This window comes from Pseudonocardia sp. ICBG601 (assembly GCF_020496245.1).
Genome location: NZ_JAHLJA010000074.1, coordinates 1 through 24,008 on the forward strand (window position 1 = coordinate 1; position 24,008 = coordinate 24,008).

At 63.1% G+C, this 24,008-nt stretch carries 21 protein-coding genes, 6 tRNA genes and 6 pseudogenes; 18 read left to right on the top strand and 15 right to left on the bottom strand.

All coding sequences use genetic code 11. The features are described 5' to 3' along the window. From KPL57_RS21425 to KPL57_RS72485, 4 genes and pseudogenes are all read left to right on the top strand, one after another. Positions 1–554: ISAs1 family transposase (locus KPL57_RS21425; protein ID WP_226352940.1), on the top strand; the 554-nt coding region annotated here is incomplete at its 5' end. A 653-nt stretch (positions 555–1,207) separates the two neighbouring features. Next, positions 1,208–2,169: pseudogene (locus tag KPL57_RS21430) on the top strand (thiamine pyrophosphate-dependent enzyme). 19 nt (positions 2,170–2,188) lie between these two features. Next, the gene (locus tag KPL57_RS21435; protein ID WP_226352960.1) at positions 2,189–3,184 is read left to right on the top strand and encodes an alpha-ketoacid dehydrogenase subunit beta; all 996 of its coding nucleotides are present in this window, start codon (positions 2,189–2,191) and stop codon (positions 3,182–3,184) included. Beyond that, the gene (locus KPL57_RS72485; RefSeq protein WP_226352941.1) at positions 3,141–3,548 is read left to right on the top strand and encodes a biotin/lipoyl-containing protein; all 408 of its coding nucleotides are present in this window, start codon (positions 3,141–3,143) and stop codon (positions 3,546–3,548) included. Before KPL57_RS21435 ends, KPL57_RS72485 begins: the two co-directional genes overlap by 44 nt. Positions 3,549–4,671: 1,123 nt before the next feature. On the opposite strand, the gene KPL57_RS21445 is transcribed toward KPL57_RS72485, so the two are convergent. Then, entirely contained in the window at positions 4,672–5,181 is a 510-nt protein-coding gene (locus tag KPL57_RS21445; protein WP_226352942.1) for a hypothetical protein, read from the bottom strand. Between the two features lie 552 nt (positions 5,182–5,733). Between KPL57_RS21445 and KPL57_RS21450 the strand changes: the two genes are divergently transcribed. Beyond that, positions 5,734–7,014 carry an IS256 family transposase gene (locus KPL57_RS21450; protein WP_226352943.1) on the top strand — a complete coding sequence of 427 codons (1,281 nt, stop codon included), beginning with the start codon at positions 5,734–5,736 and terminating at the stop codon, positions 7,012–7,014. Between the two features lie 569 nt (positions 7,015–7,583). On the opposite strand, the gene KPL57_RS21455 is transcribed toward KPL57_RS21450, so the two are convergent. The 4 genes from KPL57_RS21455 to KPL57_RS21470 all read right to left on the bottom strand — a co-directional run bounded on the left by KPL57_RS21455 (position 7,584) and on the right by KPL57_RS21470 (position 10,587). Beyond that, positions 7,584–8,342, bottom strand: a complete 759-nt coding sequence (locus KPL57_RS21455; RefSeq protein WP_226352944.1) for an ISAs1 family transposase — start codon at positions 8,340–8,342, stop codon at positions 7,584–7,586. A 119-nt stretch (positions 8,343–8,461) separates the two neighbouring features. Further along, a complete protein-coding gene (locus KPL57_RS21460; protein WP_226352945.1) occupies positions 8,462–8,902 on the bottom strand; it encodes an arylamine N-acetyltransferase in 441 nt (146 codons plus the stop codon). Between the two features lie 123 nt (positions 8,903–9,025). After that, positions 9,026–9,373: a hypothetical protein gene (locus KPL57_RS21465; RefSeq protein WP_226352946.1), complete on the bottom strand. Its 348-nt coding sequence runs from the start codon at positions 9,371–9,373 to the stop codon at positions 9,026–9,028. Positions 9,374–9,399: 26 nt separating this feature from the next. Then, positions 9,400–10,587, bottom strand: a complete 1,188-nt coding sequence (locus KPL57_RS21470) for a PLP-dependent aminotransferase family protein (protein ID WP_226352947.1) — start codon at positions 10,585–10,587, stop codon at positions 9,400–9,402. A gap of 472 nt (positions 10,588–11,059) precedes the next feature. Between KPL57_RS21470 and KPL57_RS72490 the strand changes: the two genes are divergently transcribed. Both KPL57_RS72490 and KPL57_RS21480 read left to right on the top strand, forming a co-directional pair. Continuing rightward, on the top strand, positions 11,060–11,470 hold the full coding sequence (locus KPL57_RS72490) for a cupin domain-containing protein (protein ID WP_374203767.1): 411 nt from the start codon (positions 11,060–11,062) through the stop codon (positions 11,468–11,470). 185 nt (positions 11,471–11,655) lie between these two features. Continuing rightward, positions 11,656–12,393, top strand: coding sequence for an acyl-CoA desaturase (locus tag KPL57_RS21480; RefSeq protein WP_308252959.1), 738 nt, complete (start codon positions 11,656–11,658; stop codon positions 12,391–12,393). Here KPL57_RS21480 and KPL57_RS21485 read toward each other — a convergent pair. Beyond that, entirely contained in the window at positions 12,384–13,034 is a 651-nt protein-coding gene (locus KPL57_RS21485; RefSeq protein WP_226351147.1) for a transposase, read from the bottom strand. The genes KPL57_RS21480 and KPL57_RS21485 overlap by 10 nt on opposite strands. A 100-nt stretch (positions 13,035–13,134) precedes the next feature. Next, positions 13,135–13,911, bottom strand: coding sequence for a transposase (locus tag KPL57_RS21490; RefSeq protein ID WP_226352948.1), 777 nt, complete (start codon positions 13,909–13,911; stop codon positions 13,135–13,137). A gap of 132 nt (positions 13,912–14,043) precedes the next feature. Here KPL57_RS21490 and KPL57_RS21495 point away from each other — a divergent pair. The 4 genes and pseudogenes from KPL57_RS21495 to KPL57_RS21510 all read left to right on the top strand — a co-directional run. Continuing rightward, positions 14,044–14,475: pseudogene (locus tag KPL57_RS21495) on the top strand (fatty acid desaturase); the annotation flags it as partial. Between the two features lie 220 nt (positions 14,476–14,695). Continuing rightward, positions 14,696–15,160 (top strand): hypothetical protein, encoded by a 465-nt coding sequence (locus KPL57_RS21500; protein WP_226352949.1) that lies wholly within the window; start codon positions 14,696–14,698, stop codon positions 15,158–15,160. A 316-nt stretch (positions 15,161–15,476) separates the two neighbouring features. Continuing rightward, positions 15,477–16,127: a transposase gene (locus KPL57_RS21505; protein ID WP_226351147.1), complete on the top strand. Its 651-nt coding sequence runs from the start codon at positions 15,477–15,479 to the stop codon at positions 16,125–16,127. A gap of 79 nt (positions 16,128–16,206) precedes the next feature. Further along, positions 16,207–16,970, top strand: a pseudogene (locus KPL57_RS21510) (transposase family protein). A 58-nt stretch (positions 16,971–17,028) separates the two neighbouring features. Here the strand turns inward: KPL57_RS21510 and KPL57_RS21515 are convergent. From KPL57_RS21515 to KPL57_RS21545, 8 genes and pseudogenes are all read right to left on the bottom strand, one after another. Then, a pseudogene (locus KPL57_RS21515) lies at positions 17,029–17,247 on the bottom strand (hypothetical protein); the annotation flags it as partial. Continuing rightward, positions 17,247–17,453 carry a gallidermin/nisin family lantibiotic gene (locus KPL57_RS72495; protein ID WP_374203764.1) on the bottom strand — a complete coding sequence of 69 codons (207 nt, stop codon included), beginning with the start codon at positions 17,451–17,453 and terminating at the stop codon, positions 17,247–17,249. The gene KPL57_RS72495 and the pseudogene KPL57_RS21515, both read right to left, overlap by 1 nt. A 184-nt stretch (positions 17,454–17,637) precedes the next feature. Next, a pseudogene (locus KPL57_RS21525) lies at positions 17,638–18,547 on the bottom strand (IS5 family transposase); the annotation flags it as partial. 39 nt (positions 18,548–18,586) lie between these two features. Next, positions 18,587–18,946, bottom strand: a pseudogene (locus KPL57_RS72500) (transposase family protein); the annotation flags it as partial. A gap of 239 nt (positions 18,947–19,185) precedes the next feature. Continuing rightward, a tRNA-Val gene (locus KPL57_RS21530) sits at positions 19,186–19,257 on the bottom strand. 62 nt (positions 19,258–19,319) lie between these two features. Continuing rightward, positions 19,320–19,847: a TIGR02611 family protein gene (locus KPL57_RS21535; protein ID WP_226352952.1), complete on the bottom strand. Its 528-nt coding sequence runs from the start codon at positions 19,845–19,847 to the stop codon at positions 19,320–19,322. 26 nt (positions 19,848–19,873) lie between these two features. Continuing rightward, positions 19,874–20,749 carry an anti-sigma factor gene (locus KPL57_RS21540; protein ID WP_226352953.1) on the bottom strand — a complete coding sequence of 292 codons (876 nt, stop codon included), beginning with the start codon at positions 20,747–20,749 and terminating at the stop codon, positions 19,874–19,876. A gap of 26 nt (positions 20,750–20,775) precedes the next feature. Then, positions 20,776–21,453: an RNA polymerase sigma factor gene (locus KPL57_RS21545; protein ID WP_226352954.1), complete on the bottom strand. Its 678-nt coding sequence runs from the start codon at positions 21,451–21,453 to the stop codon at positions 20,776–20,778. 279 nt (positions 21,454–21,732) lie between these two features. On the opposite strand from KPL57_RS21545, the gene KPL57_RS21550 reads away from it, so the two are divergent. From KPL57_RS21550 to KPL57_RS21580, 7 genes are all read left to right on the top strand, one after another. Further along, positions 21,733–22,161, top strand: coding sequence for an SsgA family sporulation/cell division regulator (locus tag KPL57_RS21550; protein WP_020624097.1), 429 nt, complete (start codon positions 21,733–21,735; stop codon positions 22,159–22,161). 156 nt (positions 22,162–22,317) lie between these two features. After that, positions 22,318–22,390, top strand: a tRNA-Gly gene (locus KPL57_RS21555). Between the two features lie 19 nt (positions 22,391–22,409). Continuing rightward, positions 22,410–22,484: transfer RNA gene (locus KPL57_RS21560), tRNA-Val, on the top strand. A 258-nt stretch (positions 22,485–22,742) separates the two neighbouring features. Then, a tRNA-Gly gene (locus KPL57_RS21565) sits at positions 22,743–22,815 on the top strand. Between the two features lie 30 nt (positions 22,816–22,845). Beyond that, a tRNA-Cys gene (locus tag KPL57_RS21570) sits at positions 22,846–22,917 on the top strand. A gap of 1 nt (position 22,918) precedes the next feature. Continuing rightward, positions 22,919–22,993: transfer RNA gene (locus KPL57_RS21575), tRNA-Val, on the top strand. Between the two features lie 533 nt (positions 22,994–23,526). Next, positions 23,527–24,006 (top strand): hypothetical protein, encoded by a 480-nt coding sequence (locus KPL57_RS21580; protein ID WP_226352955.1) that lies wholly within the window; start codon positions 23,527–23,529, stop codon positions 24,004–24,006. Positions 24,007–24,008: the final 2 nt, after the last annotated feature.

Genomic DNA, 24,008 nt, shown 5'->3' on the forward strand with positions numbered 1-24,008 from the left:
CCGCGGCGGGCACTACTGATGACGATCAAAGCGAACCAGCCACCGCTGCTGGCACGGGTACGGGCGCTGCCCTGGACCAGATCGGCGTCGCTGATCGTCAACGCGGGCGTGGGCACGGCCGCGTCGAGACCCGCACGATCAGCGTGGTCAGCCTGCACCCCTGTCCCGACCTGGGCGCAGAGTTCTTCCCCCACGCATCCCAGGCGATCAAGCTGGTGCGCCGGCGTCGCCCACTGCGGCCTGGCGGGAAGTGGAGAACCGAGACCGCCTACGCGATCACCAGCCTGACCAGCACCGACGCCGATCCAGGACTGCTCGCCCGCTGGATCCGTGGGCACTGGTCGATCGAGAATCGCCTGCACTGGGTCCGTGATGTCTGCTTCGACGAAGACCGCGCCACCGCCCACACCGGTCACGCCCCGCAGGTCATGTCGGCGTTGCGGAACCTCGCGATCACCGCGCTACGCCTGCACGGCGTCAGCAACATCGCCGCAGCACTCCGCCACCACGCCCGCGACCCCCATCGACCACTGACCACCTACAAGATCATCTAGCGACTTTGCCGGGGCCCTGTTCCCGGAACCTACATACAGGGTCCGTTTCAATATCAACTTCGCAGGTCGACGACTGAGGCCGGCGGATGGCGATTCGAGCATGACCGCCGAGGAGCATTCGTTGGTATGGATTTGCGTGCCACTCTGCAGTGACCGATCACTTCCTACAAAAAGATAAAGAACTCAGCAGCTCGCCAGGGTCCCGGTTTACTCAGCTAGTGACGGTAACACGACGCGACGCCGAAGGGGTCGACGAGTTAGTCAACTGCACTCTGACTCGACTGGACGCAGCTGGACGAACCGTAACGACATTAAATAGTCGTAGGGAGTGGTTTAGGGCACTGAGCGACGTATTTCTCCTAGATATGGGTCAGCTTTCTATCGACGAAGCGGAAAAGCTCTTTCAGATTGCGGCCTCGAAAGAGGCCAGGAGCTCCGCAACGGGTACTCCAAAAAAGATCGAGCCGACGATCTATTCTAAAGTAAGAGCGCGGCCACTCACACCGCCAGAAACCGAGCCACTGCTGTCCAGCAGTTTGCAAGCTTCAGTTGGTGCTCGTCGTCCGATCTCAGTGCTGCAGTCTATTGATCGTGAAGGAGTCGCTAACGGCGAGGTTCCGAGTATCGCCACGCTCTCAGACGGTTATCGACGTATGGTCCTCGCACGGGCTCTGAACGATAAGGCCTTCGATCTCGTTAAACAAGGTAAGTTGGGTGTCTATGCCTCCTCAACGGGTCAGGAGGCTTGCCAGGTAGCTTGCACGACTGCGCTGCAAGAGCAAGACTGGCTTTTTCCGACTTATCGCGACTCTGCAGCGGTTATCGCCCGTGGAGTTCGTCCCGCGGAGGTGCTCAGCACTCAGAGGGGCGACTGGCATTGCGGCTACGACCCAGAAGCGCACCGTATCGCGCCGCAGGTAAATTCTCTCGCGACTCAGCTGCCCCACGCCGTGGGGCTCGCTCACGCGTCTGCCCTTAGTGGTGACTCTGTTGTGGCGATGGCTCTATGCGGAGATGGCGCCACAAGTACTGGGGATTTTCATGAAGCGTGCAATCTCGCAGGCGTCTTCAAAGCCCCTGTCGTGTTCTTTATACAGAACAACAAGTACGCGATCTCAGTGAGGTCCGATCAGCAGACCGCAGCTGCCTCGTTGGCCATGCGGGCGGACGGATATGGAATTCCGGTCTCCGTGTCGATGGTAATGACTTTGCAGCACTACACATTGTTCTATCAGATGCTGTCGCTCGAGCCAGGGCCGGCGAAGGGCCTACAATCGTAGAGGCGGATACCTACCGTATGGGCCCACATACCAGTACGGATGATCCAAAGCGCTACCGCTCGCACGTGGAGTCGGAGGTATGGCGCTCTTACGATCCTATCTCCCGTCTTCGTGCCTACCTACTGCTAAATGAACTCTGTGATGAGGAACTACTGGGCCAGCACGACACTGCCGCTCGCACCGCTGCCGGTGATGCAGAAAGCGAGCTTTCAGGTAGGCACACCCGAACCCTGACGATATGTTCTCCTTTGCCTATCAGGACCTTACTCTCCAGCTACAGGAGCAGCGGTCGAACCTGCGGGCCGAGATCGCTTTGGAGGACGAGCGGTGACTGACGATTCCCACAATTCAACGATGGTCCAGGAATTGAACAGGGCGCTGCACGATGAGATGTCCGCAGACAGATCGGTCGTTGTTCTGGGTGAAGATGTCGGGATTCTCGGCGGCGTGTTTAGGGTGACGGACGGTTTGACTAGGGAGTTCGGCGATAATCGCTGTTTCGACACACCGGTCTCTGAGGCGGGCATCATCGGTATGGCCGTCGGTATGGCAATCTACGGCTTACGGCCAGTGGTCGAAATGCAGTTCGATGCGTTTGCCTATCCTGCATTCGAACAGATCGTTAGCCATGTCGCAAAACTTAGACATCGAAGTCGTGGGCGAATTGACATTCCCATGGTAATACGGATACCGATCGGGGGTGGCGTTGGTGCCGTTGAGCAACATAGTGACTCGTCGGAGTCTTACTATTCGCACACGCCTGGATTGCGAGTGGTTGCGCCTTCATGCGCGGAGGACGCGTACGGCTTGCTAAGAAGCTCTATTCAGTGCGGCGATCCGGTCGTCTTCTTAGAGCCCAAGCGGCTGTATTATACTCGTCTCGGTGGTCATAACAAAGATGACGAGATCCCGCTCGGCGCAGCAGCAATCAAGCGATCAGGTCGTGACGTAACCCTCGTCAGCTACGGACCATCCGTGTCGACTTGTCTTGCTGCGGCGAACGTTGCGGCTGAGGATGGTCTCGACGTAGGCGTCGTTGACTTGCGGTCCCTGGTTCCTATCGACGACAAGGTTTTACTCTCGGAGGCGCGTCTATCCGGGAAGGTCGTCGTGGTAACTGAGTCTCACGGCTACGCGTCTGTTGCGTCTGAAATATCTGCGCGAATTAGCGAACGTTGCTTCAAATACCTCAAAGCTCCTGTCCAGCGGGTGACGGGTTTCGATGTTCCGTTCCCACCGCCAGCACTTGAGAAACGATTCTTGCCAGATATCGACAGAATTCTTGACCGAGTCGATTTTCTAGCCTATGGGCAGGCAGCGAAGACAGCGGGTGATTCTGTTGACCTCTAGAGTTTTTCTCCTTCCCGACCTAGGCGAAGGCCTCATAGAGGCCTCGCTTATCAAGTGGCGTGTTGCTGTTGGAGCCTCAGTTGAAGTCAGTGATCCGTTGGCAGAGGTGGAGACAGCGAAGACTGCAATCGAGATAATGTCTCCTTACAACGGAGTGGTTGTCGAGCTCCACCACCCGGAAGGGGCGCTCGTTCCGGTTGGCGCCCCTCTGGTGAGCTTCGACACCGAGATGGCGGCCAGTTCGCGTGCACATAGCAATAGCGAAGACCTGTCCGATAACTGTATACAAGCGATCTTAGTGGGCCGCGGAGCTGACGAGGAGCCAACGGGTCGCCGTAGGCGATCACGGTTTCGGAATACCTAGATCGTGCTTGTTCACATTTACACAAGGAGCGTCCCGTATGGCATGAAGCGTTCTACGTCTCTGGCAACTTTGGAGTCTCAATCCAGCCGGCGTCTACCGCGCGAACTCCTGCATCAAATCGGTTCCGCGCACCGAGTGTCTGGAGAAAGAATGCAACGTACCGCTGGTAAGTGCGCGTAGAGACATTCAACTGCTTCGCTGCTGATTCATCATTCGTCCCAGCGGACAGGAGCCTCGCGATTGATCGCATTCGATCGTAGGAGTCGGGGTTAATAGTTCCGGCGAGTGGTCGGCCGAGAGTCCAAGCCTGTCTGAAATATGAGCGGCTCATACGCACGAGGTCGGGATCAGTCAGCAGGTAGAGTCCTGACGCTATCGAGTGCGTGGGCACTTCCGGCCGCACCACGATTTTTCCATCTACGAGCAGGAAGGCTACCTCGCTCTGAGGGTTGACTCGGCTTCCACCGCCTGAGCGCGCCGTGCTGACCGGCCCTCACGCCAGCGGCGAAGGCTGGTTCAACGCGATATCGCGCCCCAGCTCCTCCGCTCCGACCCCGCCTGACCAGCACAAACAGGTTGGGAAAGGCTCACTGATGACCTTCGGCTCGGTGCCGGACCGACCGTGCAGACCACCGATCTCATGTTCCAGATACAGGGAAGCTGCAATGCAGCGGATCACGTGGACACACCCAGGTCGGGACGTTGTCCACCAGGCGGGGTGTCAGAGGGTGTGGATGTTCCGGACAAGGAGGTCGAGGCGTCCCATGCTCCAGTTCCAGAACATGATCTTGAACCTGCTCAGCAGTGGCCACGCACGCAGACTCGTGAGTGACCGACGTCGTGAAGTACACGCCAATGACCGAGGGCCCCTCCGACTCGATCTCAACTACAAGGTCCTCCCCTACATCCAGACCAGAACACGGGGGGGGCGGCGGAGGCAGCGACGACACGAGCACAGAACGGACCCGCCACCCACGATCATTCAACTCCAAATCCCGTAAAACCCCCTCTACCAGCCGTCGTGCCTGCGCTTCACAAACACCCGACGCCGCTTCTAGGACCTCCTCGGGAGCACCGCTCGCAGTCACCCACGATCGATAAGGAGAACTCTGCTCGCTGGTCATCAGTATGTCAGGCGGGCCGACCCGGCAAATGTCAGCTTCGCAGTCCCACCCCCACCGAGATTATGGCGATACGTGAAGAAATCTTGATAGTCAAGGACATCATTCACGAACACCGGATTCATTGAACCGTGGAAAATATAGTCCGCCGACTCCACGTGACCGGAATTCTTGGGTCTACTCGTCCTGTTTTGCCACCACCGCAGCCCGTCTTCCCTGACCGGTCCGACAACTGTCGCCTTCACTGCCGGTGACAACCGATAACCCCATGCGACCACGCCATGAGATGGCAGACACGTAAACTGCAACGACAGCACCCCGTTCCGATCAGGACGATCCAGTCCATTACGGCATCCCAGAGTCTCCACTCGCGGAGCCTGACGAACCCCAAAGGGAATATCACGCGCGAAGCGGACACGAATTTTCTCTGCCTCTTCTCGCTGCAACGGCCTATCAAACTCAAAAACAAGATGAGCAGAATCCCCCGAAGTGCCCACCTCGACTCTGTCCACCTCGCCTGACTCCTGTGCCATCGCAGCAGAAGAGACACCCACCAACATCAATAACGACAACCCCACAGCGAACAATGCATTCGCTGCCGGAGCCATTCGTTTCGCAATTTCCTGATCATCACCGGCCGAGTGAAGCAGTCACCCCAGTCGATCGTCAAGATCAGAATCAGCCACCACCTCCGGCCACGCCGTCACCAATCAAGGACCATCACTGAACGCAACCACGCGAACACGCTCAGCCACTACGGACAGATACACCCAAACAAGCTCAAACCACCCACTCCTGCCGCAGTCAGTTGACCTTGACCTTTGCCTTTTTCAAACCATGGAACTACGTACTGACGATCACGGCCGCTCCGCGACCACAACCCGCCAGCCCGACCCGGCGGGACTCACTCCACCACCCACACAACAGCAGGTCACAACGATGACCTACCTGAGAGGAGCAATGCTTGAGACCTGTGGATGACCTGGAGGGGCCGTACCCTCCCGGTGATCTTGAGGCTCTGAAGCAAGGCCGGCGGGTCAACGCCGGCCGGAAGGGTACGACCCGTGCTCACCGTAGTTCCTGGAGCTGCTGACACCGATGAACCCCGCCGGGGCGGCGGCTCGCTGATCGACGACCTGGTCCGCGAAGGCGCCCGCCGGATGCTGGCCGAGGCGTTGCAGGCCGAGGTCGATGACTACATCGCCCGCCACGCTGAGGAGCGCGACGAGCACGGCCGGCGGCTCGTGGTCCGCAACGGCACCCACCAGCCCCGCGAGGTCCTCACCTCGGCCGGCGCGGTCGAGGTTGTCGCCCCGCGGGTCGACGACCGCCGCATCGATCCCGAGACCGGGCACCGCTGCAGGTTCTCCTCGGCGATCCTGCCGCGATGGTGCCGCCGCACTCCGAAGATCACCGAGGTGTTACCGCTGCTGTATCTGCACGGACTCTCGACCGGGGACTTCGTGCCCGCGCTCGGGCAGTTCCTCGGCTCCACCGCGGGCCTGTCGGCGTCGATGGTCACCAGACTGACCGAGACCTGGAAGACCGAACAGCAGACCTTCTCCCGCCGAGACCTGTCCGGTGTGGACTACGTCTACCTGTGGGCCGACGGGATCCACGTCAACATCCGCCTCGAGGAACACAAGCTGTGCCTACTCGTGCTCATCGGAGTCCGCGCGGACGGCGGCAAGGAACTCGTCGCCCTGACCGATGGCTACCGCGAGTCGAGCGAGTCCTGGGCCGATCTGCTGCGCGACTGCGCGCGGCGCGGCATGCGAGCACCCGTGCTCGCGGTCGCTGACGGCGCGCTCGGGTTCTGGGGCGCGCTGCGCGAGGTGTTCCCGCAGACCCGCGAGCAGCGCTGCTGGGTCCACAAGACCGCCAATGTCCTTGCCGCGCTGCCGAAGTCAGCGCATCCGGGGGCGAAGAAGGCGCTGACCGAGATCTGGAACGCCGAGGACAAGCGCAGAGCCCTCGACGCCGTGGCCCGCTTCGAGGCCGCCTACCGGGCGAAGTTCGGCAAGGCCGTCACGAAGATCGGTGACGACCTCGACGAACTGCTCGCCTTCTACGACTTCCCCGCCGAACACTGGCAACACCTACGCACCACGAACCCGATCGAGTCCACGTTCGCGACCGTCCGCCACCGCACCCGGGTCACCCGCGGGCCCGGGTCACGCGCGGCCGGACTGGCGATGGCGTTCAAACTCATCGAGGCCGCCCAGAACCGATGGCGCGCCGTGAACGGACCGCACCTGGTCGCCCTCGTCCGAGCCGGAGCCCGATTCGACGCCGGCCGCCTCGTCGAACGACCCGATGCCCACACCCACACCGAAGCCGCCTAAAAGATCTTCATCCACAGGTCTTGACGATTGCTCCCTGAGAGCGCCCGGGGCAAGTCCAGAAGACGCCCCGAAAACGATCTTGGGCTCTCTCGGGAGGAACAAAACCCCTCTCGGGAGTTACTGGGCCACCTGTCAGGCCGACAGCACCGAGGACACGCGACCTCAACGATAACGCGACACCCCCCACATCCGCCGGATCGCGCATCGAGCGGATGCGGGGACTCCTGCACGCACCACAACACCGTGCAAGCAGATACTAAATCCATCCTGCGGCACCTTTGAAACCGCACAACCAGTCACATCAATACCGTGCCCGGCACCACCCCCGCCCTAGCGCAAAAGAGCACTCATCCGTAGCTCTGACAACGCCCAGCCCTCCGGTACCACAAGCGGCAGAAGAGGCGGCAGGGGAGGTACTCAGCAACACCTGCAGAGCGCCGCACCCTGCAGCACCGGAAACGCAACCACGCACCACCGATAATCGAGACCGCTGGCGCGCCCCACTCGGCCCCGGCCCGTCACGCAGAGTGAGACTCCAGGGGATGTCCCGAAACGACCCCCAAGCCGAGTCAAGCCGAGACAGCCGTGCCACCCCTACTGTTTACCCAGGTCAATACCCATTTTCCCCTGGCACGGCTTGAGGGGGTGGCACGGCTCAAGCCGTGCCACCCGTCGGCGTGGGCTCGCTGGGTGTGCAGAGCGTCCGCGGTGACCAGTACATCGTCGAGGTCGAGGGGGTCGAGCAGCGCGGTGAACGCGGTGATCTCGCTGCCCTTCTCTGCGACCTGAACCTGGCCGAGCACGCCACCGCTGGTCTGGTCGAGCACCGACACCAGATGCGGGAGCCAGACCCTGCCGTCGGCGGCACGGACGCGGGCGCCGCGCAGGGTCTTGCCGTCCAAGGCCAGCACGCGGCGCTGTTCTCGCCGGGGTGTGCCCTCCGGGGCCGGCTGGGCGCTGAGCTGGGGCAACACCCAGGACTGCAACGCCGCCTCCAGCGCCGAGGCGTCGACCCGTTGCAGGACCCGGCGGATGGTCGACTCGTGCGGAGCGACCGCGCCCACCCCGAGCACGTCCAGCACGGCGCGGCCGACGTCATGGGCGTACTCGGCGATCGCGGTGAACGACCGGGCCCCCGCCAACACCGCGCACGCCCCCAGTAGCAACACCGCGAGGACACCGTGGCGGACACCGCGTGGTTTCCGCGGGTCCGGCACTCGCGACAGGGCCTCCACCAGCGACAACCCCGCCGCCTCACCGACCGGCGCGGCTCTCCCCGCGTCAGGACCGACCTCCAGGCCTTCCAGAGCAGCAACGATCGGAGACACTGACACTGCGGACACAGGCTTCCTGACGTGAGCAAGGATTCGACACCCTCATGATCACGCCAAGCCTGTGTCCGCACCCACCCCCACCCCCCACATCACCGCAGCTCAGGACCCACCCATCACGACTTTGCCGGGGCCCTGGTTCCGGGAACAAGCGGAATCGGCTCATGGAGCGCATCACCCATACCGACATCGACATACCAGCGTTGATCTTCGCACAGAACCGTCAGCGCCATATGGCTTGCATCGGCGACTGACGGCATTCTCCCATACGGTTGAATACCGCCGCGATGGCGGGTTGCGGGAAAGCCGAGTGCGTTCAGCAGTTCAAAGAACGCTCCATTAAGATGATGGCAGCATCCTCCGCGGCCTCTAATTATATCTTTAGCAGCCTGCAGCGGATCAATTGATCTGCTTTCTTCGATGTAAATGCTAAGATTTTCGTGGGCGACGCGCTCCACATGCGCAGTATGGAGCAGTTTCAACGCCTGGGTCGACGTTCCTGGATGGTTGCGGATGCCTAGGCGATTCAGGTAGCGACGTACATCCTGATCTTCCACAATTTGATCCAATCAGGGGAAACGGCGGGTAGGCGGATCCTGATCTACTGAATTCTGCACATTTCCAACGCTGCGCATAGATTTTCAGAACTGAGCGCGTCAAGTACTACATCACACGATCCGTTACCAGGTCAGTCTGAGGCGCTGTCCACGCAAGGTCGTAGCACCGGAGTCGGTGCGCTGCCCACGCGAGTATGAACGCGCTTGACCTTCAAATTGCTGGCTGTCGACCATAATCTTGAAACGAACCTCAGTGAAGCCGAGGGAGCCTCCTGTCCTCCTGTTGGCGCTACACTCCACGAATGCGCCGACTACTTCGTCATCTGCCTTAAGAAGCCATGTTCCCATACCAATACTGTCGCTTTGTTGAAGGTTTCCTCCGTCCGGATTCGATTGCAGCATCGTTCCATCGGCGTGGAACATCATGACGTGATGGACAAACGGTGCTGCAACAGCCTCCACGAGCCACACCCCGATAATGGCGCAGTCCGTCGATGTCACTGAATTTTGGACTCTATGAGCATGGCGAGGCGTTGCACACCCTGATCGATGAACTGATCCTGGACAGCTGCAATACTCAACCGGAGTGTATTGCGCCCGTCTCGGGGGTCTGCGTGGAACGCGCTTCCCGGTAGAACAGCGACACCGGAGTCGATTGCTTCGCGGACCACGCTATCCGCATCGAGGCTAGGGGGACCCTCTAGCCATACGAACAGTCCCCCGTCTGGAATTCGCCAACGGACCACTGGCGTAAGATGCGCTGTGAGGCTGTCGCCGATCGTTTGCATTCGCCGTTCATATGTTGAACGAATAGTTTGAAGATGCTCTTTGTAGTCAAGAGACTTAATTGCCTCAGCGACTGTAGCCTGGCAGAGTGAAGATGTCTGCATATCGATCCCGCGTTTGATGCGCAGGACCGTTTCCAGAATTCTATCTGGAAGAACGCTGATACCGATGCGCAGCGCTGGCGCAAGGGTTTTCGAGAGAGATGTGATGTATGCGACGTTGTCTGGGGCGTACGAGCAAAGAGCCGGCTCGGGTGTGCCAGAATATCGGAGCTCGCAGTATACGTCGTCCTCGATTGCTAACGCGTCGTGACGTAGTAGGACTGCGGCGAGAGCCTTTCGCCGAGCGGCTGATGCTGTTGCTCCGGTCGGATTTTGAAAGGTGGGTAGCAGATACACTAGCGCGTCGGGAAATCGGCTCAGCATCGTGTCAAGACTGTCTGGGTCGATGCCCTGATCATCCGTAGTGACCTGGACGATTTCCGCTCCATAACTGCGGAAGACAGATAAAGCCGGCCCATATGTAGGGGTCTCGACGAGAACGACGTCGCCTGGGTCGAGGACCGATCCGGCGATATTGTTGAGAGCTCCAGAACCGCCTGTTGCGATGTGTACCCGGTCTGTGCATCGTGTAATCCCACGAGCCGCGAGTAGCTCACTACAGACTTCGATTAGTGGGGTGAAGCCTCTTACCTCACCGTACTGCAGGATGGTCGACCCATACCGAGCTAGTGCGTTTTTCACTGCCGATTCGAGTAAATCAGTCGGCAACAGATCGTGACTTGGGGCCCCCGCTGCGAAAGAAATCAGATCATTGCTACAGATCACTCGCTCGAAGATCTCGGCAATTCTGTCGGTCCCAAGTTCACCTAGTTTCCGCTGAGCGGTCTCGGATGCCACACGAACCTCATCTCCCGTTCCGACCGATCTGGCGGCGCGACTCGAGTATTGTTAAACCGAGTGTACCCCGACACTGGCCATCGAGTTCTTCTACTCGGGCAAGTTGAGCTGATAGTTGGCGGTTATCCGTCACGCTGGTTGGCGGCCTCCTGCCAACTCCGTCAGGAGGCTTGCTTCGTCATGTCGGTGGTGCTTTCCTCGACAGAATCTCGTTCGCTGCTAGGTAGCCTTCCTCTGGCGATCTCTCGAATGTCACGGCTTGCGACATGCGTGGTGACAGAAGAGGGGTAACGTCCAATCTAAGTCGCACTAGAATGTTTAGGGAGAAGTAGAACCGGTGAAGGACGCGAGAGTTTCCGTCGTGGGCGCAACTGATGATCGAGTTATCCGTGGACCGCAAGCGCAAGCATTACTCCCGTGCATTACTTCCGCCACATCAGGCTCTGCAAGACTGTCGGCCGGAATCGTAGTAATGCCCCCGCGAGCATCGTCGAGGGTTCATGTTCACGAACATTCCGACATTATCGTCATCGCTGTGGCTGGTCATGCCCTAACCCTAACTGGACCGGACCTCACGCCGCATATACATGCGGCTGGAGAGTTCATCTTCGTTCCGGCCGGCGTACTGCATATGGCAGTGAATCTCAGCTCCTCTTCGCCACTGACGGCGGTCGAGGTTCGGACGGATCCAGAGTTCAATGACGACGTCGTGCTCTGCCCTGACCGAGAGATCGAAGCAAAGCTTCGCGCGGAAGAGCTCCGCAAAGAGTTCGAGACGGAGCAACGAAAGCGAGCGGACAGCGATTCAGGTTTCATCGCACCGTGGATGATAAGAGCTCATGAATGCGTTCGGGCCGACCGGGTTCTGAAGCACTCTGACTAACCTGCGAACCAAGAAGAACGAGGAACGCTAAACGTGACCTTTGCGTGACCGTTCGAGTTTATTGGTCTTGAGGACCTGTATGGCTTGTCTCAGCCGCTGCGGTAGGTGTACGGGGGTTTCCCCTACCTGCCCAGGGGGGAAGGCTGGATTGTCTTTTTGGTGCGACGAGGTGTTGAATTCAATTCATGACGATTGAGGATGCCTCGGGCCGTGCGAGCACTGGACGAGCACCGCTGTTCGACGGCCGACGCCGCCGCAGGGAAGTTCTCCTCGTCGGAGTGTTCGTCATTCTCCCGACGCTCGCGCTGTTTACCGCTGTCCCGCTGGCCTGGGGCTGGGGTCTCGGCTGGGTCGACGTCGTGCTGTTCGTCGTCTTCTACGGGATCAGCGGCCTGGGTGTGACGGTCGGTTTCCACCGCTACTTCACCCACGGCTCGTTCAAGGCCAAGCGCCCGCTGCGGATCGCGCTAGCCATCGCGGGCAGTCTGTCGTTGCAAGGTGGGGTGCTGGAATGGGTCGGGACCCACCGCCGCCACCACGCCTTCTCCGACAAGGAGGGCGACCCGCACTCGCCGTGGCTCTACGGCACCGGCGCGAAGGCGCTGGTCAAGGGCTTCTGGCACTCCCACCTGGGCTGGAACTTCAAGCGCGACCTGACCAATCACCAGCGGTTCGCCCCTGACTTGATCGCGGACAGCACCATGAGGCTTATTCAGGCTCCGTCAGGTAAGTGCGTAGAAGATGAGTCCGATGACTGCCGAGATCGTCGTTTTAAATGTGGCGTAGGGTCGACGGTAGTCTGTGTGGAGAACTTTCCACGACTTGATATGGGCGATGACTCGCTCGATGGTGGCGCGTGTGCGGTTGAGGCTCTTGTTGAATGTTTTCTGCCAGTCGAGAAGTTCCCGGAGGCTTATTCATAAGCCGCAAAGAAGTAGAGGCCTACGATTGCCGCAACTGTGCTTTCGTATTTGCTGATGGGGTAGCGGTATCGGCCACCTTCTTCGCTGAGCATGCGCCATGTTTTGAGGTGCGCGATGGCGTGTTCGACGGCTGCGCGGATTCTGCCGAGGGCGGTGTTGAACTCGACTTGGCTGGGGTCGAGGTCGATACCGGGGGATCGCTTGTGCGGGACCGTGTTGATGCCCTCGACGCCGATGTAGCCGAGGTCGGCGACGGACGGGAGATCGCGCAGACGCTCCGCCAGCCCGGATGCGGCGTAGGCATGTGCGTCGTGGCGGGCGCCGTGAATCGGGACTTCGCCGACCGCGACGAGGACTCCGTCGAGGGTGGCGGCGATCTGCAGGTTCATGCCCGAGTAGCCGGCCTTGACCGAGAACAGGTCGGACACTGCGTTCCAGTCCCACGTCGGGCACACGGTGCCATCGACCAGCACTGTTCCGCCTCCGAGGACCTCCCGCGGGTCGGGCACGACGTCGGCGAGGACCTCGCCGATCACCGGGCGCAGCAGGTCCCAGCGGCGACTGACCGTGGACTGGCTGACCCCGAAGATCGCGCCCGCGAAGTCCTGGGTCACGTTCTTGCGCATCAGCGTCACCACCATGGCCACTGACCGGAACAAGCCCAACGCAACAGGCCTACCTGCAGAAACGAACTTGCCGCCGCATCGGGCGTGTACTCTCACCACCAGATCGGTGAGTTGTCTATCGTCCAACCCTGTCATAGCTTTGAATCGCAACAGCTCTTCGCCGATCCTCGTTCGATGCCTGGGAACACCGAACAAACCGGCAAGGGCTGTTGCACTTCAAGCGCGACACACCGCCGTGCCGGTATCGAGACAAAATCGCCGGTGACGGCTTCCGCAGATCAACAGAATTACTCCCTTGTGAATAAGCCCCCCGGCCGGGTTGTTTTTTGAACGGGGTGAGCATGCCGCGCCCGATGTAGCCTTTATCGCCGATCGGTGGGTATGTGGCGAGGTGGTCGAGGGCGCCGGATTGGTCGAGGCAATGTAGGTCGTGTCGGGAGCCTGGGGTCGGGTCGGAGATCCACGACAGCTGCCCTTCCAGGGTGGCTGCGACCTGGACGACGACGCCGGTGGTGCGATGCTTGCCCGACCACAGACCTGGTACGGCGGTCCATGACCAGCAGGGCAGCAGGGTTCCGTCGATGATGTACTGCCGATCGGCACGAAGCTCCTCCGCAGTCGGAACTACACTCCGCAGCGCCTGCGCCAGCAACGGTGTCACCCCCGCGATCGCTCGACTGACCGTCGACTGCGACACCCCGTAGGTTTCCGCCAACTCCCACTGCACACGATTCCCGCGCAGATACGCCAACGTGATCACCACCGACCAGAACAATCCCAGAATCGGCGGCCAAGGCCGTCGCAGGCCAGTCGCGTTCCGCTGATCCTGCTCATGCACCAGAGCGGCAAGATCCTGAATCTCATCACGCCGAAAGCCAGTGGTATAGTACATACTGCGACAACCCGTTCATCTTGGATTGATTCGGCAAATTAATCTTCGCGATGGACGGGCTGTCGCCCAACCCGACACGCCGGGCTAGATCGTTATTTCACGGGCCCTGAATAAGCCTCCATGATGCGAATTCAGGGTGCTTTTCCGCTGATCGTCGTCGTCAGCCTGCTCGGCCCGGCCCTCATAGGCGGCCTGGTCACCATGTCCTGGTGGGGCGCGTTCACCGCGTTCTTCTGGGCCGGCCTGGTCCGCGTCGCGGTGCTGCACCACGTCACCTGGTCGATCAACTCGATCTGCCACATCTGGGGCGAGCGCCCCTTCGCCTCCCGTGACAAGTCCGCCAACGTCTGGTGGCTGGCGGTCCTGTCCTTCGGCGAGTCCTGGCACAACCTGCACCACGCCGACCCGACCTGCGCCCGGCACGGTGTGAAGAAGGGCCAGATTGACATCTCGGCCGTCGTCATCCGGGGCTTCGAGAAGCTCGGCTGGGCGACCGCGGTCCGCTGGCCCACCACCCGCCGCCTGGAAAAGCTAGCGGTGAAGAGCGAGCCTGCCGCGGCCTGACCCGCCTGTGCCAGAAGGACTGGCGCCCCGGTGTTCCCACGAGCACCGAGGCGCCGTCTTGTCCCGGGGCCAGTCAGCGCCCGGCCCGCCTCGGCGGGTCGGGCGGGCTCGCGTGGAAGGTCGACCGCGCCGCGCTGGCTCCTACCGGTCGCGGTTTCCGGGTCGCGACCTCGGCGGTGTACCGCTACCTGCGCGAGGCGATCGGGCTGGTGTTGTGGGCGTGGGGCTGCGCCGTGGCCGGCACACCTACCAGGACTTGATCGCGCATCGGTCGTTGCTGGCCTCGGGGTTGGGGGAGCCGTCGACGTCGGTGGTGTTCAAGCCGCCGAAGAAGGGCCACGGCGCCCAGTACGGGCGGATGGCGCTCATTCACACCGACCCGACCGCGCAGACCCGGTACTTCACCACGCCGCGCGTCGATGGCGGTGTCATCCGCGGTGTGGCCCGTTCCACGGACGGTTGCGGGGACGTGGATGTGACGATGTGGCGGTCGTCGGGAACGGTCCCGACGATGATCGTCGGCTCGCCGGGGGGCGGGAAGTCCGGTGCGACGAACGTGCTGACCGCCGCCGCTCTGTCGACTGGTGTGTTGAACCTGCTGTATGCCGATCCGAAAGGTAATTCCTCGACGGCGTTGGCGGAGCGTGCGCGGGTCGCGGAGGCTTATTCAGGGCCCGTGAAATAACGATCTAGCCCGGCGTGTCGGGGGGCTTATTCACAAGGGAGTAATTCTGTTGATCTGCGGAAGCCGTCACCGGCGATTTTGTCTCGATACCGGCACGGCGGTGTGTCGCGCTTGAAGTGCAACAGCCCTTGCCGGTTTGTTCGGTGTTCCCAGGCATCGAACGAGGATCGGCGAAGAGCTGTTGCGATTCAAAGCTATGACAGGGTTGGACGATAGACAACTCACCGATCTGGTGGTGAGAGTACACGCCCGATGCGGCGGCAAGTTCGTTTCTGCAGGTAGGCCTGTTGCGTTGGGCTTGTTCCGGTCAGTGGCCATGGTGGTGACGCTGATGCGCAAGAACGTGACCCAGGACTTCGCGGGCGCGATCTTCGGGGTCAGCCAGTCCACGGTCAGTCGCCGCTGGGACCTGCTGCGCCCGGTGATCGGCGAGGTCCTCGCCGACGTCGTGCCCGACCCGCGGGAGGTCCTCGGAGGCGGAACAGTGCTGGTCGATGGCACCGTGTGCCCGACGTGGGACTGGAACGCAGTGTCCGACCTGTTCTCGGTCAAGGCCGGCTACTCGGGCATGAACCTGCAGATCGCCGCCACCCTCGACGGAGTCCTCGTCGCGGTCGGCGAAGTCCCGATTCACGGCGCCCGCCACGACGCACATGCCTACGCCGCATCCGGGCTGGCGGAGCGTCTGCGCGATCTCCCGTCCGTCGCCGACCTCGGCTACATCGGCGTCGAGGGCATCAACACGGTCCCGCACAAGCGATCCCCCGGTATCGACCTCGACCCCAGCCAAGTCGAGTTCAACACCGCCCTCGGCAGAATCCGCGCAGCCGTCGAACACGCCATCGCGCACCTCAAAACATGGCGCATGCTCAGCGAAGAAGGTGGCCGATACCGCTACCCCATCAGCAAATACGAAAGCACAGTTGCGGCAATCGTAGGCCTCTACTTCTTTGCGGCTTATGAATAAGCCTCCGGGTTGGGCGACAGCCCGTCCATCGCGAAGATTAATTTGCCGAATCAATCCAAGATGAACGGGTTGTCGCAGTATGTACTATACCACTGGCTTTCGGCGTGATGAGATTCAGGATCTTGCCGCTCTGGTGCATGAGCAGGATCAGCGGAACGCGACTGGCCTGCGACGGCCTTGGCCGCCGATTCTGGGATTGTTCTGGTCGGTGGTGATCACGTTGGCGTATCTGCGCGGGAATCGTGTGCAGTGGGAGTTGGCGGAAACCTACGGGGTGTCGCAGTCGACGGTCAGTCGAGCGATCGCGGGGGTGACACCGTTGCTGGCACAGGCACTGCGGAGTGTCGTTCCGACTGCGGAGGAGCTTCGTGCCGATCGGCAGTACATCATCGACGGAACCCTACTGCCCTGCTGGTCATGGACCGCCATACCAGGTCTGTGGTCGGGCAAGCATCGCACCACCGGCGTCGTCGTCCAGGTCGCAGCCACCCTGGAAGGGCAGCTGTCGTGGATCTCCGACCCGACCCCAGGCTCCCGACACGACCTACATTGCCTCGACCAATCCGGCGCCCGCGACCACCTCGCCACATACCCACCGATCGGCGATAAAGGCTACATCGGGCGCGGCATGCTCACCCCGTTCAAAAACAACCCGGCCGGGAACTTCTCGACTGGCAGAAAACATTCAACAAGAGCCTCAACCGCACACGCGCCACCATCGAGCGAGTCATCGCCCATATCAAAACGTGGAAAGTTCTCCACACAGACTACCGCCGACCCTACGCCACATTTAAAACGACGATCTCGGCAGTCATCGGACTCATCTTCTACGCACTTACCTGACGGAGCCTGAATAAGCCTCTGGGGTCTGCGTCACTGCCAACGGGATGCGCGTGGCCCCTACTGGGTTAGGATACCTGCTGGCATCGGCTGCGGTCTTGTTCCCGGGGCCGTAGTTCGTGAGCCAGTCCCGCAACGTACCCCGCGCGATGCCCAGCTCCCCAGTGATACCGCAGACCGCGGTACTCAGGGTGGACTCTTACAGATCAACAGCCTGTCCACGGAACTCCTCGGATGGTGGCGCAACATCTCTGCTACGCCACCATCCGAGGAAAGCGATCAGCGTGAGATCACGATCGAACAGCCGCCGCTGCACGAGCGGGTAGTGCAATGCATCATTCCCGTGATGCAACCCGGAGTGCACAGCGACTTACTCGTGACTCTCGAGGTGTTGTTCGAGCTTGCTGGCGCATCCATACGGACATCCAGATCGAAATCAGACATTGGGTCGTTCCTTTCATTTTTCGAGCAGCTCGCCGGCGGCATGCTCGCCAAGCAAGACTATGCCCGACGAAAGTCACATAGTCGTCACAGCTACGGGGTGCATCTATACAACGACAGACTGTCACTTTTGCAGCCTTTAAATCGGGCGCTAGACTTGTTACCTCGCAGAGCGTCGGGGGGCTGTAAGAACATCGGTGTAACTCCGATCAAGGAGTGTGGACCTGAGAGCGTGTTTGGAAATTCTAGTGGGTTGAGGGTGTCGTGTGTTTCTGCTGGCGGGTGGCGGGGTATCCACGGGCGATGCGGCGGGTGATGGTGTTGATCGCGGCCCAGCGGATCATGGCTTCGGATGTGGTGGGGTGGCGTTCGTAGTCTCGGGCCAGGCGTCGGTGTGCGGTGAGCCAGGCCAGGGTCCGTTCGACCACCCACCTTCGTGGGAGGACGGTGAATCCGCGCTGCTCGGGTGGCTTGCGGATGATCTCGATCGTTGTCTGCAGGATCGTGGCGGCCCAGTCGAGCAGTCGCCCGGCGAAGCCGGCGTCGGCGTAGACGAACCGCACCCTGGTGCGCAGGTAGAGGTTGAGCAGGATCGGCTTGGCGCCGTCGCGGTCCTGTACCGAGGCCGAGCACACCATCGTGGTCAGCAGCAGACCGAGGGTGTCGGTCACGATGAACCGTTTCCGCCCGCCTGTCTTCTTCCCGGCGTCGTAGCCGCGGGAGTCCTGGCCGACGGTGTCGGCGCCCTTGACCGACTGGGAATCGATGATCCCCGCACTCGGCTCCGGATCACGGCCCTCGGCGATACGTAACTGCCCCCGCACGACCGGGAGGATCTTCTCGGTGACCTTCTGCTGTTCCCACTGGTTGAAGTACCAGTAGACGGTCTGCCAGGGCGGGAAGTCCACCGGCAACGCCCGCCAGGCACACCCGGTCCGCACGACATACAAGATCGCGTCCAGCACGTCCCGACGAGCATGAGCAACAGGCCGCCCCCGCCGCGCGAGCGGCGGTAACAACGGCTCGATCACCACCCACTGGGCATCACTGGTGTCCGAGGGGTACCGGCGCGGTCGTTCCTGCATGCCGACCACGATGGAGCACCCCAGCCGTGTCGACCATCCCGACACACCCACCATTTCCAAACACGCTCTGAGCTGGGGCAACACCCAGGACTGCAACGCCGCCTCCAGCGCCGAGGCGTCGACCCGTTGCAGGACCCGGCGGATGGTCGACTCGTGCGGAGCGACCGCGCCCACCCCGAGCACGTCCAGCACGGCGCGGCCGACGTCATGGGCGTACTCGGCGATCGCGGTGAACGACCGGGCCCCCGCCAACACCGCGCACGCCCCCAGTAGCAACACCGCGAGGACACCGTGGCGGACACCGCGTGGTTTCCGCGGGTCCGGCACTCGCGACAGGGCCTCCACCAGCGACAACCCCGCCGCCTCACCGACCGGCGCGGCTCTCCCCGCGTCAGGACCGACCTCCAGGCCTTCCAGAGCAGCAACGATCGGAGACACTGACACTGCGGACACAGGCTTCCTGACGTGAGCAAGGATTCGACACCCTCATGATCACGCCAAGCCTGTGTCCGCACCCACCCCCACCCCCCACATCACCGCAGCTCAGGACCCACCCATCACGACTTTGCCGGGGCCCTGCCTGTTCCCCGGGGAACAGCAATAGTCAGGCAGTTGGGCAAGCAGGACCCATCGAACACACGAAACCCCTGGTCGGTTCTCTCACTACAAGGAACTGACCAGGGGTTTGACTGTGGGCGATACTGGGATCGAACCAGTGACCTCTTCGGTGTGAACGAAGCGCTCTCCCCCTGAGCTAATCGCCCTCAGCGGTGAAACCAACTCTACACAGCCCGTCCCCCCGCCGTTCACGGGGGTCGCCCGTGGATCAGCGCGGGCCCGTGACCAGCTCCGATCCGGGTACGGGCACCGGCGGGGGCGGCGGCTGGAGCAACGGCAGCAGCGGCGAGTGCAGCCACTCCCAGTGGATCCCCACCCAGCCTCCGACCGTCGCGAAGATCCCGAACAGCCACGCGCAGACCGCGACCGTGCCGAGGATCAAGGTCATCACCAGCAGCTGCACGACACGGTTCTGGCGGCCCATCCAGGCGACCCAGCCGTCGTAGCGGACGCGGACCCAGTGCAGGAGCCGCTGGGCCCAGCTGAACTCGGCGGCGAGCACGCCCAGGCCGAGGAAGATGATCGCCCAGCCGGGACCCGGCGCGGGCAGCGCGATGATCCCGATGATGACGATCGCGGTGCCGAGGACCCCCATGGTGATGCGGTAGGTCAGGTCCAGCACCGGGCTGCGGGCCACCCCCGCCCGGAACGCACGGTAGCGGACCTTCGCCCGCCGGTACTTCCTGCGGACGCCGGTGTACCGGCGCCCGGAGGTCGTGCTCCCGGCCGCCGTCACACCGATGCCGTCCTTCTCCGTCGTACTCAGGTCTCCACCTGCCCGGCCGCGACTACCTTGGTCGGCGCGGGAGGGGCCTCCCTTCCGCGCTCGAGCGAGACGGCGTATGTCCCGTAGCTCCCGCTGTCGGGCGATTCTACGGATACCGGTCCCGACTGCCCCGCTCGCACGTCGAACGTGCCGATCGCCCGCGGAGTTCCGTCCCCGTTCAGCCCCCACAGGACATAGGTCTGGTCGGCGGGCTCGTTCGGGTCGAGCCCCATCGGCATGACCTCCCGCTGTCCGTCCTTCATCACGACGGCCGCGACCATCGGTCCCCCCGGCTCGGGGGACAGGAAGGCGTGCGGGGTCCCGGGCTGCGCGATGGCGGAGAGTACGTCGCGCATCTCCTGGGCCTGCGCGAGGCTCGCGTCACGCTCGGCCTGCATCGACCGCATCTGCCCGACGACGACTCCCCCGCTGACGATCACCGCGAGTGCGACGGCCGCGGCGACCAGTACCCGACCGGGGCGGCGCAGCCACCCGTTCCGGGCGCGGCCGCGTCCGGGCCCCGCCGGCGGGCGTGTCGCGGCGACGGTGGGCCGCTCGGACCCCGACGGGCGCGCCCCGCCCTCGGGCGAGGCGCCGGAGGACGCGACGTCGTCGCGCAGCGCGTGGCGCGGGACCGCCCGGTCACCCGCCCGTCCGACCTGCGGGGTGTTCCGGGCCTGCTCCAGGATCGCGTCGCGCAGCGACGCGGGCGGTTCCACCTGCTGCACCGCGCCGCCGAGGACGGTGGTCGTCTCGGCCACGTCGGCGGCGAGCCGACGGCACTCGTCGCAGCCCTCGAGGTGCTGCAGCACCTCGATCTCCTCGTCGGGCTCGAGGGCGTGGAGCGCCCAGCCGACCGTCTGCTCGTTCATCGGACAGGGCCTCCCCTCGTTGTCGTTCACGACAGCCCTCCCGCCAGGTCCGCCCCGGCGTCCCCGACCACGGGGCCCAGCAGATTCCGGAGCTTGGCCACCCCGGTGAACATGCGGGACTTCACGGTGCCCAGCGGCACCCCTGTCATCGCGGCCACCTCGCGTTGCGTGTAGCCGCCGTAGTACGCCAGTGCCAGGACCTTCCGCTGGTCGGCGGGCAGCTGATCGAGCGCGTCACGCACGTGGCCCGCGACCAGCGCGACGATGGCTCCCTCGTCGGCGCCCGGCCCGGGCGGGGCGTTCCACTCCGAGCCGTCCTCCGACGCCGGGACGGTGCGACGCCGGATGGCGCTCTCCCGTCGGACGGCGTCGACGGACTTGTGGTGCACCAGGGTCAACAGCCAGGTGCCGAACCGGCCCTTGGCCGGGTCGAAGCGCGGCGGGTCGCACCAGAAGGCCAGGAAGACCTCCTGGACGACGTCCTCGGCGAGACCCTCGTCGTCGCAGATGCGGCGTGCGAGGGAGTAGGCCTGGCGCCCGAACCGGTCGTACAGCTCGCCCAGTGCGGTCGAGTCCCCGGACACGATCCGTTGCACGAGATGCGCGTCCCCGGCGTCGTCGCGACGTGACGGATCACGGCGCGCGGCAGGCCCGGCGGCCCGCCCGTGCTCGGGGCGGTCCGGCGGATCGGCGATGCCTGCCACCAGCGTTGTCCTCACGATTGCTGTGTTCGGTGTCCGCACCCGTTCCGGTTCGGACTCCGACGAGAGTAGTCGTTCTGCGCTGCGCGGCTCACACGCCAGGACGGCGCCGAGCCCCGTTCAGCCCTGTCGTCGCACGCGGTGAGTTACACCGTTGTGACTCGATCGGGGGTCATCCCACGGTGACCCACGTTCATGCGCATCGAACCCGTCACCCCGAGGCCTTCTCTCTCGTTCCCACACTGACGCCCCACGCAACGCCCCCACGAAAGAGGATCACCGATGCGCGACGAGTCCAAGACGATCCGGGCGACGGCCATGTTCGAGCTCATCGCTCCGGACGCGCCCGTCGTGCCCGTGAAGGTCGAACTGTCCTACACGAGCCGCGACCCCTACGCCGTCCAGGCCTCGTTCAAGACCGGCCACGACACCACGGTCGACTGGGTCTTCGCCCGCGATCTGCTCGGCGACGGCCTGGTCGACTCCGCCGGCACCGGCGACGTCCGAGTGCAGCCGATGAGCGACGACCCGACCCGGATCGAGCTCGAGCTCACCTCCCCCTCGGGCCACGCCCTGTTCACCACCTCTGCGGCGACGCTGTCGGAGTTCCTGCAGGCGACCTACGACGCCGTGCCCGCCGCCGCCGAGTACTCGTGGCTCGACTTCGACGCCGCCCTCGCGGACCTGCTGGACACCACCGCCCGGGACTGAACCGAGGCACCCCACCACCGGGCGGAGCACGTCTCCGCACGTGAGAGGACATCCGGTGGTGGAGAGAGGGGACGGTCGGACCCCCCTCGGGGCGGGTGCTAGTGTTCTCTCACCGCGCCGCGGACGGGCCTCACGGCCCGGGACGCGGTGCACGGTGCGGACGTAGCGCAGCTGGTAGCGCATCACCTTGCCAAGGTGAGGGTCGCGGGTTCGAATCCCGTCGTCCGCTCGGAGACTTCTCTTCCCACGCGCGATTAGCTCAGCGGGAGAGCACTACCTTGACACGGTAGGGGTCACTGGTTCAATCCCAGTATCGCGCACCATTTCCCGGATCCCCGGGGCCGCATTTCGGCCTCGGGGATCTTACTTTTCCCGGGCGTGACCGGATCTCCGACACGCCGTCTCCGACCCGCCCGCGAGGGGCCGGCAGCGCGCTCCCCCGGACGCCTCCGGCCGTCGTGGCACCGCCGACCTGGGCAGACGATCATCGGGTACCCCCTCGACAGCGGCCACGGACCGTGCGCTACTGTTCTCCCAACGCACCGGGAACTCGCGGAAACGCTTCGGGAACGGTGCGACATGCGGACGTAGCGCAGCTGGTAGCGCATCACCTTGCCAAGGTGAGGGTCGCGGGTTCGAATCCCGTCGTCCGCTCTGCCGGGCCGCGACAGCAGGCCGGTTTCCGGCGGCGTGGCTGAGTGGCTTAGGCAAGGGCCTGCAAAGCCCTGTACGCGGGTTCGATTCCCGCCGCCGCCTCGCGCGATTAGCTCAGCGGGAGAGCACTACCTTGACACGGTAGGGGTCACTGGTTCAATCCCAGTATCGCGCACCATTCCCGGATCCCCGGGGCCGGATCTCCGGCCCCGGGGATCTTGCTTTCCGAGCTCATCAACTTTGACGAAGATGCCGAATCGGGGCTAACGGGCATCCGCACTCCCGCGACGACGGAAGAGTTCCGACGTTCGGGGGTACACGATGACCAGTCCGCAGCAGCGCCACGGTGCACATCGGCGCCAGTCGGCCGGCTTCTCCCCTCCCCCACAGCTTGATCCGTCAGGCGGGCAGGCTCCGTGGTGGGTCATCCCGGCCCAGCGCACCGCCGAACCGGCTCCCACGCCCACCCCGCCCCCCGTCCGCCCTCCGAGGTGGACGCTAGCTCTGGCCGTCGGGGTGGTGGCGACAATGGCGATCATCGGCGCGGCAGTTGCCTCGGCTGGCCCGCGCGACAGCGCCCAGAGTGGCACAGCCGCGGCACCTGCGGCAGCCCCGGCGGTCGCCCCACCGACCTACAGCTACAGCCCTCCGACGACACCCGCACCGCCTCCGGAGCCTGCGCCGCAGAGCCTCACAGGGACGGGAGACGAGGTGGTGCGCCTCGACACTCCTCGTGACACGGCGATCGTCGCGTTCTCCTGCAAGGACTGCTCCAGCAACGTGATCGTCAAGTCGGATGAGGACACCCTCGTCAACGAGATCGGAAGCTACTCCGGAACAACGTTGTACGGCATTCGGGGATCGTCCTCGACCGCTCCCCTCACCCGGCTCCAGATCACCGCGGACGCCGCATGGACGCTGACGATCGGAGGCATCAACACCGCACGCGAGGTCGGCTCGTTCCCACTGACGGGATCCGCGGACGACGTCGTCATGGTCGACTCCCCACGCGACGTTGCTAGCCTCACTCACGATGGCAGCAGCAACTTCGTCGTCTACGCCATCAGCGGCTCCGACTCCGACCTCGTCGTGAACGAGATCGGCGCATACGAGGGGACAGTCATACTTCCCGCCGACGGTGGACGCCTACTACTCGTCATCACCGCCGACGGGAACTGGACAGTCGACTGAGG

Coding starts and splice junctions, on each gene's coding strand:
- KPL57_RS21435 (WP_226352960.1), top strand. CDS start 2,189: ATGGTCCAGGAATTGAACAGGGCGCTGCACGATGAGATGTCCGCAGAC.
- KPL57_RS72485 (WP_226352941.1), top strand. CDS start 3,141: ATGGGCAGGCAGCGAAGACAGCGGGTGATTCTGTTGACCTCTAGAGTT.
- KPL57_RS72490 (WP_374203767.1), top strand. CDS start 11,060: ATGCCCCCGCGAGCATCGTCGAGGGTTCATGTTCACGAACATTCCGAC.
- KPL57_RS21480 (WP_308252959.1), top strand. CDS start 11,656: ATGACGATTGAGGATGCCTCGGGCCGTGCGAGCACTGGACGAGCACCG.
- KPL57_RS21485 (WP_226351147.1), bottom strand. CDS start 13,034: ATGGTGGTGACGCTGATGCGCAAGAACGTGACCCAGGACTTCGCGGGC.
- KPL57_RS21490 (WP_226352948.1), bottom strand. CDS start 13,911: ATGTACTATACCACTGGCTTTCGGCGTGATGAGATTCAGGATCTTGCC.
- KPL57_RS21505 (WP_226351147.1), top strand. CDS start 15,477: ATGGTGGTGACGCTGATGCGCAAGAACGTGACCCAGGACTTCGCGGGC.
- KPL57_RS72495 (WP_374203764.1), bottom strand. CDS start 17,453: ATGCCGCCGGCGAGCTGCTCGAAAAATGAAAGGAACGACCCAATGTCT.
- KPL57_RS21540 (WP_226352953.1), bottom strand. CDS start 20,749: ATGAACGAGCAGACGGTCGGCTGGGCGCTCCACGCCCTCGAGCCCGAC.
- KPL57_RS21550 (WP_020624097.1), top strand. CDS start 21,733: ATGCGCGACGAGTCCAAGACGATCCGGGCGACGGCCATGTTCGAGCTC.